This window comes from Shimia sp. R10_1, assembly GCF_017744095.1.
Taxonomy (GTDB): Bacteria; Pseudomonadota; Alphaproteobacteria; order Rhodobacterales; family Rhodobacteraceae; genus Shimia.
In genome coordinates, this window is the sequence record NZ_JAGHQX010000004.1 from 233,064 (window position 1) to 245,588 (window position 12,525).

12 protein-coding genes are annotated in these 12,525 nt (G+C 57.3%); 4 read left to right on the plus strand and 8 right to left on the minus strand.

Going from position 1 to position 12,525, the window contains the following annotated elements:
- Positions 1–132: 132 nt before the first annotated feature.
- From J7413_RS10025 to J7413_RS10050, 5 genes are all read right to left on the minus strand, one after another.
- A complete protein-coding gene (locus J7413_RS10025; protein ID WP_209097939.1) occupies positions 133–879 on the minus strand; it encodes a sulfite exporter TauE/SafE family protein in 747 nt (248 codons plus the stop codon).
- An 81-nt stretch (positions 880–960) separates the two neighbouring features.
- Positions 961–1,755, minus strand: coding sequence for a trypsin-like serine protease (locus tag J7413_RS10030; RefSeq protein ID WP_247743439.1), 795 nt, complete (start codon positions 1,753–1,755; stop codon positions 961–963).
- Between the two features lie 98 nt (positions 1,756–1,853).
- Positions 1,854–3,176 carry a glycolate oxidase subunit GlcF gene (gene glcF / locus J7413_RS10035; protein ID WP_209097940.1) on the minus strand — a complete coding sequence of 441 codons (1,323 nt, stop codon included), beginning with the start codon at positions 3,174–3,176 and terminating at the stop codon, positions 1,854–1,856.
- Between the two features lie 357 nt (positions 3,177–3,533).
- Positions 3,534–4,670 carry an FAD-binding protein gene (locus J7413_RS10045; RefSeq protein WP_209098049.1) on the minus strand — a complete coding sequence of 379 codons (1,137 nt, stop codon included), beginning with the start codon at positions 4,668–4,670 and terminating at the stop codon, positions 3,534–3,536.
- 81 nt (positions 4,671–4,751) lie between these two features.
- Positions 4,752–6,191: an FAD-linked oxidase C-terminal domain-containing protein gene (locus J7413_RS10050; protein WP_209097942.1), complete on the minus strand. Its 1,440-nt coding sequence runs from the start codon at positions 6,189–6,191 to the stop codon at positions 4,752–4,754.
- Positions 6,192–6,275: 84 nt separating this feature from the next.
- Between J7413_RS10050 and J7413_RS10055 the strand changes: the two genes are divergently transcribed.
- On the plus strand, positions 6,276–6,974 hold the full coding sequence (locus J7413_RS10055) for a DUF599 domain-containing protein (RefSeq protein ID WP_209097943.1): 699 nt from the start codon (positions 6,276–6,278) through the stop codon (positions 6,972–6,974).
- 83 nt (positions 6,975–7,057) lie between these two features.
- Here the strand turns inward: J7413_RS10055 and rlmH are convergent, their stop codons facing one another.
- The 3 genes from rlmH to J7413_RS10070 all read right to left on the minus strand — a co-directional run bounded on the left by rlmH (position 7,058) and on the right by J7413_RS10070 (position 9,590).
- On the minus strand, positions 7,058–7,534 hold the full coding sequence (gene rlmH / locus J7413_RS10060) for a 23S rRNA (pseudouridine(1915)-N(3))-methyltransferase RlmH (protein ID WP_209097944.1): 477 nt from the start codon (positions 7,532–7,534) through the stop codon (positions 7,058–7,060).
- 51 nt (positions 7,535–7,585) lie between these two features.
- Positions 7,586–8,002, minus strand: coding sequence for a ribosome silencing factor (gene rsfS, locus J7413_RS10065; RefSeq protein ID WP_209097945.1), 417 nt, complete (start codon positions 8,000–8,002; stop codon positions 7,586–7,588).
- 151 nt (positions 8,003–8,153) lie between these two features.
- Positions 8,154–9,590, minus strand: a complete 1,437-nt coding sequence (locus J7413_RS10070; protein ID WP_209097946.1) for a mechanosensitive ion channel domain-containing protein — start codon at positions 9,588–9,590, stop codon at positions 8,154–8,156.
- A gap of 268 nt (positions 9,591–9,858) precedes the next feature.
- On the opposite strand from J7413_RS10070, the gene leuC reads away from it, so the two are divergent.
- The 3 genes from leuC (at position 9,859) to J7413_RS10085 (ending at position 12,496) form a co-directional block, all read left to right on the plus strand.
- Positions 9,859–11,265 (plus strand): 3-isopropylmalate dehydratase large subunit, encoded by a 1,407-nt coding sequence (gene leuC / locus J7413_RS10075; protein ID WP_209097947.1) that lies wholly within the window; start codon positions 9,859–9,861, stop codon positions 11,263–11,265.
- Between the two features lie 12 nt (positions 11,266–11,277).
- Positions 11,278–11,883 (plus strand): 3-isopropylmalate dehydratase small subunit, encoded by a 606-nt coding sequence (leuD, locus tag J7413_RS10080; RefSeq protein WP_209097948.1) that lies wholly within the window; start codon positions 11,278–11,280, stop codon positions 11,881–11,883.
- 229 nt (positions 11,884–12,112) lie between these two features.
- Positions 12,113–12,496: a GNAT family N-acetyltransferase gene (locus J7413_RS10085; RefSeq protein ID WP_209097949.1), complete on the plus strand. Its 384-nt coding sequence runs from the start codon at positions 12,113–12,115 to the stop codon at positions 12,494–12,496.
- Positions 12,497–12,525 lie beyond the last annotated feature (29 nt).

Genomic DNA, 12,525 nt, shown 5'->3' on the forward strand with positions numbered 1-12,525 from the left:
GGGCCTCCTACACCTTTCGGGAGCCTGGAGCAAATCAGAGGAAAGCTGTATTTTATATGTGTATATGTATTGCGTCTGTATCTCGGTGGTATCGCGTCGGTATTGCGGCGGTGCGATTGTCGGTATCCGGCGCTACAGAAATGCGCTGACGCCGCCCCAAATCAGTCGCAAGGCGAGCAGAACGAGAATGATGTTCAGGATGCGATGGAAGCCATGGTCGCTCATCCGGCCCAGAACCTGTTTGCCGATCCATGTGCCCAATGCGCCGCAGGCAATCAGACCAGCCATCAGGACTGCCCAATCCGCGAATGCAAATCCAAGCAAACCAAATATTGCGACCTTCAATCCATGTTGCACGGTCATCAATGCAGCTTGAGTGGCCACGTGGGTGTGGCGGTCCAGCTGCAGAGTTTTGACATAGCCCGCAACGAAGGGGCCTGTTGCGCCAAAGAACATGGTTAGGAAGCTGGACATGAGACCGGTCACCAAAGGCCAGCGGGAGAGCCATTTGGGCGGCTTGGCAAACACCACCCATAAGATGAACACGCCGACAACCGATTGCACGAGCCAACCCGGAAGGCTGACCACGACGCTGCCGCCGATTGCAACGCCAATGAGGGAGCCGACGACAAAAGCCGGAAGGGCTGTCCATATCAGGTGGCGCAGAAACATGATGGCGCGGATGGCATTGGAACCAAGCTGCACGACCCCATGAACTGGAATGATCGCCGCGGGCGGAAGCAGCAGCGCACAGGCGGCCAGAAATGCGACGCCGCCGCCGATGCCAAAGGCTGCTGTAATAAAGGAGCCTAAGAAGCTTGTGGCGAGCAAAATGATAGCTGCGGATTGCGCCAGCTCTGGAGGCAGAAATGCGATCATGAGGCCACTTTGGCGGGATGTGATGGGGGTGCAAGTGGCTTGGTACGGCTGTGCGCAGTAAGCGATGCCTGTGCCGATGGATCAGGGGCGGACAAATTTAGCACCGGTATTGTTTCTGTCCTGAAGAGGCGTCAGAGTTTCGATCTGCACGGTATTGTCTGCGCGCGCGGCAAACAGCTCTTTCAGGCTGTGATCCAGCGCAGCCCCAAGAGCCACCTTGCGTCCCCGCAGTTCGGCTTTCGCTGCGACCACCGAAGCAATACGCACGGTGTCATCCTCGAACACAAAGACCGGTGCGCCACTGCTGCCGAAATCTATGTCACAGGATAAGACATAGACGCCCTTCTGCCGGCCCATCACCCGGCAGGTTTCTTGCAGTGAAGGGGCCTCTTCGCGCCCGATCGCGTAGGAGACAACACCAATATGTGAGCCCTTGCGCAGGCGGTCGGTGGTCGCAAATGGAACGATTGTTGTATTGCGGATCGGGTGATGCAGCTCCAGCAGGGCAAGATCGTTTTGCACGTCTGTGAGGTTGCTCTGTGCTCCGAATGTGTAATTTGGATGCATTGTGACACGCTTGACGCTGCGATAAGCCTCGGCGCGCCCATTGCGCCAACCGGCGCGAAATTCGATCTGGTTAAGCCTGTGACGTGCGCCAGTCTGTTTTGAATACAGACAGTGGGCTGCGGTGAGGACAAGATCAGGTGCAATCAATGCGCCGGTGCAAAACCCCCGCCCATCAAGCTCAAGGCGCCCGACTGCGCCCCAGTGTCGGCTGTCTTCGCCGGTGTCCAGACGTCGCAATCCAGCGTCTTGTGCAAGGGCACTGCCTGCCAGACAAAGAGCCAAGAGGCTCACAAAGACCCTCATGATCATGACGCCTCCCGTGCTTGAACCCAAAGCTTTAGCGTAAGCCTGCGTCGGGACTAGGGTGTCGTACCGACAAAGACGCCGGGTGCGGCATTATGGCGACATCAACGCAAAATGGGAATTTCCGGCACCCGTTTGCCTGGTTCTGTCAGTGCTCGCGGCTGGGGACCGCCTGTCGCCCAATCCAAAAGTTCAACGGTGTGCACGATTGGAATGTCTGTGGCAGAGCTAATCTGCATCATGCAACCAATGTTGCCTGCCGCAATGATGTCGGGGTTTTTAGCCTCAAGCGTGCGCACTTTGCGGGCCTTAAGCTGCCCCGAAATTTCTGGCTGCATCAGATTGTACGTGCCAGCAGACCCACAACACAGATGACTGTCGGCGGGCTCCACCACCGTGTACCCGGCTTTTTTAAGCAGTTGTTTGGGATAGGTTTTGATTTGTTGACCGTGCTGCAAAGAGCAGGCCGCATGATAGGCCACCACAGTATCGTTTTGCTGGGCCTCGGGCAGATCCAGTTTCATCAGAACCTCAGAGACGTCCATCGCAAGCGTACTGACGCGGGCGGCATCCTCCGCGAGCGGATCGTTGCGGAACATATGGCCGTAGTCCTTGATCGTTGTGCCACATCCGGAGGTGTTGATCACGATCGCATCTAGCCCCTTTGCATCCATTTCAGCACACCAGGCCTTGATGTTTTTGGCCGCTGCGACATGGCTGTCTTTGGTTTTGCCCATGTGGTGGGTCAGTGCGCCGCAACAGCCTGCGCCCTCTGCGACCACAACTTCACATCCAAGCCGGGTCAACAGGCGGATGGTGGCGTCGTTGATGTCGGTGTTCAAGGCTTTCTGTGCGCATCCGGTCATCAGGGCGACGCGCATCTTCTTCTCTTGTTCGGGTGCAAAGCTTTGCGGATCATCGTTGCGGCTGACCGGTGGAACGGATCTGGGTGCCATGTCCAGCATGGCGCGCAGGCGCGCGTCCGGCATCAGAAAGCGGAAGGGTCGCCCGAGTTTCGCGCCAAACAACGCGAGGCGAAAGCGCATCGGATAGGGCAGGATCTGTGCCAGGATCCACCGCAACGCGCGGTCACTGAAGGGGCGCTTGTAGGTGTTTTCGATGTATTCGCGGGCGTGATCCACCAGATGCATATAGTGGACACCACTTGGGCAGGTGGTCATGCAGGCCAGACAGCTGAGGCAGCGATCAATGTGCTTTACGGTCTTGGCATCGGGAATGCGCTCGTTTTCGAGCATATCTTTGATCTGGTAGATCCGACCACGCGGGCTGTCGAGCTCATCGCCCAGCACTTGATAGGTTGGACAGGTGGCGGTGCAGAACCCACAATGCACACAGGCACGCAGGACTTCATTGGCGCGCTGCGTCCCGGGGTTTTTAAGCTGGTCTTCGGTGAATGTCGTTTGCATTTGCCTATTCCGGTCGTTCTGGCGTGTGCCACGCTGTGTTGGTGGGATGGCTCTCGAGCTCTGGTGGAAGCTCTTCTGGGCGGGGTGGGCGCACATGGGGCAGTAAGCGCGGCTCGCAGGCACCGATTTTGCGGTAGTTCCTGCGCCCATCCTCCAAGCTCAGGTTATTGGCGCCACCATCGTCAAATTCTGGTGTTTGATCGGGATCGTCCTCCCAAAAACACACACCACAGATTTCGTATCGGCCGCGTTCCCGTATGGTGAGGCAGCCGCAGCAGTGGCAGGGCAAATGTGGCTCAGGACGTGCCGCTTGCCGTGCCCTCCAACGCCGAACCTGCCTGCGTTTGCCTTTTGTGCTCATTCCATCAAGCCTGGATTCAGAATGCTGCGTGGGTCGAATTTGGTTCTGAGGCCTGCGCTGAGTGCCGCGAGCGGGGCAGGTTCAGGCTGAAAAACACCGAGCCGATCTTTGGTCGCGTCTGAGGCGCGCATCAGTGTGGCGTGACCTTGCGATACAAGCGCACGCACATCTGTGTCTGCGGTGACTTCCACCCAAATCAGGCCGCCGCCCCAATCATAAATCACTTGCGCCCCGGGGGCGCGCGCTTCGATTGCGGCCACCACCTGTGGGCCATCGGTTGGTTTCACGGAAATGCGCCAGACGTCGCCCGCGCCATTGTGAAATGGGGTCACGTCGCGCACCCAAGCCCACGCCTGTGCTGCTGTTGCGGCGTCATGTGTGATTTCTATGTCGGCACCTGTGCTGGCCAACATCGCCTTGAGCTTTTCGGTGCGATAGGCAACCGATGTTTCCAGCCCCTCGACGCGTATCATCGTGACAGCGGTGCCATCCTTGCCTACAGGCAGGTGCGCCGCACCGCTCACATCATAAGGCGAGCCAAGCGCCGCGCTCATGGCTTTTGTGGCAGCGGTTGCGTCTAAGCCGCGCAAAGTCACCGTGCCTGCGGCTTCTGGTATGGCCTGCACTTTCAGGCTGACCTCTGTTAGCACGCCCAACGTGCCCCAGCTGCCCGCCATCAGTTTGACGAGATCATAGCCGGTCACGTTTTTCATAACCCGGCCACCGTTTTTGAGAATGCGCCCCGCGCCATCTACAAAGCGCACGCCCAACAAGCTGTCTCGGCAGGCGCCAGCCTGAATGCGTCTTGGGCCGCTTACATTTGCGGCCACTGCCCCGCCGATTGTCGGCGTTCCGTTGGTGCCCAGAACGCCGCGATGATCGACGGGCTCAAAGGCCAATCGCTGACTTTCGGAAGCAAGCGTCGCTTCGATCTCGGCCATGGGGGTGCCTGCGCCCGCGACAATGGTCAGTGCGCCTGGTTCATAAAGGCGTACACCGGAAAGGGCTGCGGTGGAGAAAGGCGTACCGATGTTTTGCGCACCAATGTTGCGTGTTCCACCGCCTTGTATGAGGAGCGCGCTCTTTGTGGAGGCCACCATTTCTGCCGTTTCGGCTTCGCTTGCAGGTGTCATCATTGTCTTACGTGTCCAAAATCTGGGGTGGGTTTGCGTCTGAACGCGCAGAAGCTGCGCAGAGCGTTTCTGGGGGCGCGCTTATTCAGCTGCCATTCGCCGTGGTTCACTGGATTGCAAGGGAAACACTTTTGCCGGGTTCAAAAGCCATTTGGGATCAAACACATCTTTGACCGCCATCTGAATATCCAGATCCGCCGCGGCGTATTGATCAACCATCAAGTCACGCTTTTCGATGCCTACGCCGTGCTCACCGGTCAGGCATCCGCCCACCTCCACACAAAGCCGCAAAATATCCGCGCCAAAGGCTTCACATTTCTCCAGATCACCCGGCTTGTTGGCATCAAACAGGATAAGGGGATGCATGTTGCCGTCACCGGCATGGAACACGTTGCCCACGTCCAAGCCATAGTCTTTGCTCAACTCACCGATGCGGCGCAAAACGTAGGGCAGCTGGCTTACGGGGATTGTGCCGTCGAGGCACATATAGTCGTTGATCTGACCCATTGCACCGAAGGCTGATTTACGTCCGAGCCAGATCCGTGCGCTTTCTTCCGTGCTGGAGCTTTCACGCAGCTCCACGGGATTGTGGGTGCGTGCAATTGCAAGGATGCGTTCCAGTTGCGCATCGATTTCCTGATCAGAGCCTTCAACCTCAATGATCAGCAGCGCTTCGCAGTCTGGATACCCGGCTTTCGCAAAATCCTCTGTTGCACGGATGCAGGGGCGGTCCATGAACTCAATCGCCACAGGCAGGATGCCCGCTTTGATGATGTCGCTGACGCATTGCCCGGCCACTTCGTTGCTGTCAAAGCCCATCAGCACGGGTCGCGCACCTTCTGGCTTGTGCAAGATGCGCAGAGTGGCTTCGGTGACCACACCTAGCTGACCTTCGCTGCCGCAGATCACGCCGAGCAGATCGAGGCCACCCGCATCCAGGTGCGCGCCGCCGATTTCCATAATTTCGCCGTCCATGGTGACCATGGTGACGCCCATCAAGTTGTTGGTGGTCACACCGTATTTCAGGCAATGCGCGCCGCCGGAGTTCATGGCGATGTTGCCGGCAATCGCACAGGCAAGCTGGCTTGAGGGGTCTGGCGCGTAAAAGAAGCCATCTTCTTCGACTGCGCCGGACACACTCAGGTTGGTGCGGCCTGTCTGAACGCGGATGAAACGGTTTTCATAGTCCGTCTCCAGAACTTCGGTCATGCGGGCGACACCCAGTATGATAGAATCCGCCGTTGGCATTGAGCCGCCCGCCAATGAGGTGCCAGCGCCGCGTGGCACAACAGGAACATTCTCATCGTGGCAGATTTTAAGAACTGCGGCGACCTCTTCGGTGGATGCAGGCAGCACTGCCGCCAAGGGTGGACAGCGGTAGGCGGTCAGCGCGTCACATTCATAAGCGCGTGTCTCGGCCTCGTCGGAAATCACCGCGTCTGCGGGCAAGACTTGCCTAAGACGGCTGACAACGCGCCCCTTTTTAGCAAGCACTTCCGGGTTTGGGGTTGGCATGTCCATGGCTGGCCTCCGAAGTAATTGGTAATTTTATATAACCAATATTGCGGGCTGGCAAGCGTGAGGTGGAACCGTTAGTGTGGGGCCATGACCATGACACAGCTTCTTCTGCAGTTTTCACCGCTTGATTTTGCCGCGGTCGCGGTGAGTTTGATTGCGTGGATTGTAACCACCCATCTCATTGAAAACCCGCCCAAAAACAGGCCTTCTGTGTCGCACTTGATGGCGTTTTATCGGCGAGAGTGGATGGTGCATTACGTGGAGCGAAGTGCCCGTATTTTTGATGCGCAGATTATGGGTAATCTCCGTCAAAGCACCGCCTTTTTTGCGTCTTCGTCGATGATTGCATTGGGGGGTTTGGTTGCGTTGATTGGGAATACTGACCAAATCGCGGGCATCACTCAGGACCTGACGCAGACTGCCGATTCCACCACGGTGCTTGAAATCAAGCTGATGCTGATCTTGTTTTTTGTCGGCAATGCGTTTCTAAAATTTGTTTGGTCTCACAGACTGTTTGGCTATTGCTCCGTGCTGATGGGGGCTGTTCCCAATGAGAAAGATCACCCAGCGGCATTGTCACGGGCGGACAAGGCGGCGGATGTGAATATCACCGCGGCGCGTAGTTTTAATCGTGGCATACGGGCGATTTACTTCGGTTTGGCGTCTGCTGCTTGGCTGCTGGGACCGGTGATGCTGTTGGTGGGGATATCAGTCACTGTGATTGTTTTGGGACGGCGCGAATTTGCCTCTCAGTCTCGCGCTGCATTGCTGCGAGAGCCGCGCTAAAGCTCAGCTTTGGGTCAGCGATTGTGGTGCATTGCAGCCGTGCGTGTGGACTGTTGCTGCGCCGGATCGTGAGCCCGCGTGGCTCAGACCCGATGATAGGGTGCGCCTGCCAGAATGCTGGCGGCGCGATAAAGCTGTTCGCTGAGCATCACGCGGGCCAGCATATGTGGCCAAACCATTTTACCAAAACTGAGTTTGGCATCCGCACGGGCCCGAAGGCTCGGATCAATCCCGTCGGCCCCACCAATCACAAACGCCAGATCTCCGCGCCCGTCGTCGCGCCAACCGCCAAGCATCTGCGCGAAATCAGGGCTGCTCATCAGTTTGCCGCGTTCATCCAATGCGCAAATCACAGCGCCTTTGGGGATGACGCCTTCTAGCAGGCCAGCCTCTGCCGACATGCCGCCGCCTTTGCGGTCCTCGACCTCATGCACTGCAATCGGGCCAAGGCCCAAGGCCCGCCCGGTGCGGTCAAAACGTGTCAGATAGTCATCAAGAAGGTCGCGCTCCGGGCCAGACCGCAGCCGACCTACGGCGCAGATGTGCACTTTGAGTGCCATGTCGCTGCCTTGTGCTGTGGCGACGCTGCGCGAGGCGCGCGCCGCGCAGAGTTATGCTGAGCCGCCGGGCACCCACATTTTTTCCAGCTGGTAAAACTCGCGCACTTCCGGACGGAAGATATGCACGATCACATCGCCGGTATCCACAAGCACCCAGTCTCCGGACTCTTTGCCTTCTACCTTGGCGCTGCGGCCAAACTCATGTTTGAGCCGTTCTACAAGCTTCTCGGCGAGGGCAACCACCTGACGCGAGGAGCGCCCGGAGCAGATCACCATATAATCGCCAATCGACGTTTTGCCGCGCAGATCGATCTGCACAACGTCTTCGGCTTTATCTTCGTCGAGAGAGGTGAGAATGCGGGCAAGCAAGTCCTCGCTTGTCGCATCCGAGGTGCCCGATGTCAGGATCGGACCGGTATCAGCAGCATTTGCCACGTCAGTGTTCAAAGACAGAAGTCTGCCCTCCATGCAACGCACCGCAAAGCCCCGGTGCCGGGCCTGAATTCAAGATAGCACCGGTTGGACTCATTCTCAACGAAAGGCAAGCGAGAATCACTCTGACTGGAAAATTTGGCGCAGAAAGGCAGCGTTTTGAGAGAAATGAGCCTCTGTGCGTCTCCTACACGGTTTGGTTCGGGGGGTCTTTGGGGGTGCTGTCTTCTAGCATGCGCACCTCCCGTTGTGGGAAAGGCAGGGAGATATTGTGCTCTTTGAACGCATCCCAAAGTGCCAGATAGACATTGCCGCGAATGTTGGTCAGCCCGCCTGTGGGGTCTTTGATCCAGAAGCGCAGGATGTAATCCACGCTGCTGTCGCCAAACCCCACGATATGGCACACGGGGGTGTTGGGATAGGTCAGCACCCGGCCAACCGACTTTGCGGCGGTGACGGCCACGTCACGCACCAGATGCGGGTCATCATCATATGCGGTGCCAAAGTAGATATCGAGCCGCACGAAGGTGTCAGAATGAGACCAGTTGACCACCTGATTGGTGATCAGATCTTCGTTGGGGATCAGGAATTCGCGGCCATCGCGGGTGACCACGCTGACGTAGCGTGCGCCCAAGGAATTGATCCAGCCAAAGGTTTCACCCAGCGAAATCACGTCCCCGGGTTTGATCGACTTATCCATCAGGATGATCAGGCCGGAGACGAGATTGGAGACCACTTTTTGCAGGCCAAACCCCAGGCCAACACCGACGAAGCCGGTGAGAAAGGCCAAGCCGCGCAGGTCAAAGCCAATGATCCTGAGGCCGACAAAGAAGGCCGCCGTGTAAAGGAACACCTGCAGCAGCTTACCAAAGAGCACGCGCATCGAAGGCGATATGTCCTCGCTGCGGCTGAGGCGGTTGTCAGCCTGTCGCGCGGCAAGGCGGGCAATGACAAACGTGGCGCCCAGCATCAGGATGGCCTGTGCCATCATCCAGAGGGAGATGCGGGTTTCGCCAAAGGTGAGCGACATGCTGTCCATCAATTGCACGGCATCATCGCGCAGACCGGTGAGCACAAGGGTGACCCAGATCCACGCCCCATAGCGCAGGATGGCGCGCAGGGTGGTGTATTGCACAACCCGCAGAACGACCACAACAAACAGCCAGGCAAGGGCAAGGTTGCCCAGCTCAACCAGCAGATAAGATCGACTTGGCCAGGTGACGGCGCGCATCACCCACACTGTGAACCAGATCAGAAGGGTAAAAAAGATGAGCGCCATACGTCGGTGCACCATCATGGCATAGCGATACCGCCATTTGGGCCAGCCTTCGCGGGACTTCAGCCAGTCATACAGCTTGGGTTGAAAGATCAGCGCGAGCGCGGTGGCGATGACCATCAAGATCAGAGCAATCAGAACCTGATAGGCCGCCCAAGGGCGCAATAAGGTTTCTGCAAAAGTGACCACCTGATCCCAGATACCAAGCGCAATGTCTGTGGTTTCTGGCGTAACTTGATCCTGCGCCGGGGCTTCGGGATGCGGCACGGCACGGTCAACCCCAGCGACTCGATCCAGCTCTGAGAGCTCGTCTGCAGTTGGGTCTGTTGGCGTGATGTCTTCTTCCATGTGATGAGTTTTGCACGCCAGATCGTCTACAGCAATGCGGGCTGACGTCCGGCAACAGGTTGCGCGTCAAATACTTGAAGGAATCTCTTTGCGCGTATAAGTGGGGGGCATGACTCGCATTTATGAGATATCTGACCGCGCCTTTTTGCCATGGCGCTTTTTTGGTCAATCGAAATCCGTCATCGCCGGCCTATAAAGGTACGGCGTGCGCCTGCGCGCCTGTTTGACAGCCAAAACTTCAGCTACACAATCAGAATGGAGAGGACCCATGTCCCCCAAAACCCTCTATGATAAAATCTGGGATGCCCATGTCGCGCACGAAGCGGATGATGGCACCTGCCTGCTCTATATTGACCGCCACCTCGTCCACGAAGTGACCAGCCCGCAAGCCTTCGAAGGGCTGCGCATGACCGGTCGTAAGGTGCGCGCACCTGAGAAAACCATCGCTGTGCCGGATCACAACGTGCCGACCACTGCAGGTCGTGAAAATCCGGAACAGATGACTGAAGAGAGCCGCATTCAGGTGGCCGCTCTGGACAAAAACGCCAAGGAATTTGGTGTGCACTACTATCCTGTGTCTGACGTGCGTCAGGGCATCGTGCACATTGTTGGCCCGGAAAACGGCTGGACCTTGCCCGGCATGACCGTGGTTTGCGGTGACAGTCACACCGCGACACACGGCGCGTTTGGCTCTTTGGCGCATGGTATCGGCACCTCTGAGGTGGAGCACGTGCTCGCAACCCAGACGCTGATCCAGAAGAAATCCAAAAACATGAAGGTGGAGATCACCGGCAAGCTGAACCCTGGCGTGACCGCCAAGGACGTGACGCTGGCGATCATTGGTGCGACCGGCACCGGTGGCGGCACAGGCTATGTGATCGAATACTGTGGGGAAGCGATTCAATCGCTGTCCATGGAAGGCCGTATGACCGTCTGCAACATGGCGATCGAAGGTGGTGCGCGCGCTGGTCTGATCGCACCTGACCAGACAACCTTTGATTATTGCAAAGGCCGCCCACACGCACCGAAAGGCGGCGCTTGGGAGCAAGCCGAAGCCTACTGGCGCACGCTGTTCTCCGATGAAGGCGCGCATTTTGACAAGGTGGTCACGCTGAAGGGCGAAGACATCCAGCCGGTTGTGACTTGGGGCACCAGCCCTGAGGATGTGCTGCCGATCACAGGCGTTGTGCCATCCCCTGAGGATTTCGAAGGCGGCAAGGTGGAAGCCGCGCGTCGCTCCATCGAGTACATGGGGCTGACCCCGGGCCAGAAATTGACGGACATTGAGATCGACACCGTGTTCATCGGCTCCTGCACCAACGGTCGTATTGAAGACATGCGCGCCGCTGCTGAAGTTCTGAAGGGCAAGAAGATCAAAGATGGCATGCGGGCGATGATCGTGCCGGGCTCTGGCCTTGTGCGCGCACAGGCCGAAGAAGAAGGTCTGGCGGATATCTTCCGTGAGGCAGGCTTTGAGTGGCGTCTGGCGGGTTGTTCCATGTGTCTGGCAATGAACCCGGATCAGCTTTCTGAAAATGAGCGCTGTGCCTCGACCTCCAACCGGAACTTCGAAGGCCGTCAGGGCTACAAAGGGCGTACGCACCTTGTATCCCCTGCCATGGCCGCTGCTGCCGCGATTACCGGCAAGCTGACTGACATTCGCGAGCTGATGTAAGGAGCCAGCGTTATGAAAAAATTCGAAACCTTTTCCGGTATCGCCGCGCCTATGCCGCTGGTGAACATCGACACCGATATGATCATCCCTAAGGTCTTCCTGAAGTCGATCCAGCGCACGGGCTTTGGCAAAAACCTGTTTGATGAGATGCGCTACAACCGTGATGGCTCCGAGATCCCTGATTTTGTGCTGAACAAGCCGCAGTATCGCGACGCTCAGATCCTGATCGCGGGTGACAACTTTGGCTGTGGCTCCTCGCGTGAGCATGCACCCTGGGCGCTGGATGATTTTGGCATCAAGGTGATCGTCTCCACCTCTTTCGCCGACATCTTTTTCAACAACAGCTTCAAGAACGGCATGCTGCCGATCGTTCTGCCACAAGAGCAGGTTGATGTGTTGATGGCGGATGCGGAAAAAGGTGCGAACGCGCGCATGACCGTGGATCTGGAAGCACAGGAGATCACCACATCAGACGGTGACGTCATCAAGTTTGAGGTGGATGCGTTTAAAAAACACTGCCTGCTGAACGGTCTGGATGACATCGGCCTGACAATGGAAAAAGAAGCCTCCATTGATGCCTATGAGGCCACAGCAGGCGCCGAGCGTCCTTGGGTTTGAGTGAACCCCAGTCGTAAGTAAAATCAGAGGCGCTGCCCCCCGGGCGGCGCCTTTTTTGATGGAGTGTTTTATGGATCCTTTAGACACGTCATTTGAGACCGAGCGTCTTCTTGTCCGCAGTTGCCAAGTCGCAGATGCAGAGGCCCTTGCTGGGCTTATGACCCCTTCCATCAGCGCCTGTCTTGCAACATGGCCTGCGCCGCTCACTGTGGTGCAAGCATGAGCAATTGTGACCGATTTCCTCGAGGCAGCCACGGTCGGCAAAGCTTTTGGTGCGGTCATTATCAACAAGCAAACAGGTGAGATCGTCGGTTGGTTTAAAATTGATCTGTCTGAAACGCCTGAGGTGGTTGGAGAGTTCGGCTATTGGATTGGTGAGGCACATCAACGCAAAGGCTATGCCTATGAAATCACGCGCGGAGCATTTGACTTTGCGTTTCATGTTTTGAATGTGACGGTGATGCGCGCGAGGGCCCGATTGTACAACGACGCCTCCCTTAAGCTGCTTGAGAAGCTTGGCATGACATGTGTTGGCAGCGAACGCTTTTGGACACCAGCGCGAGAACGCTATGAGGACTGCACCTTTTGGGAGTATGAAAAACCGCGTCGATGACGGTTTTGGGCACGATCTCGCTTTTGAGT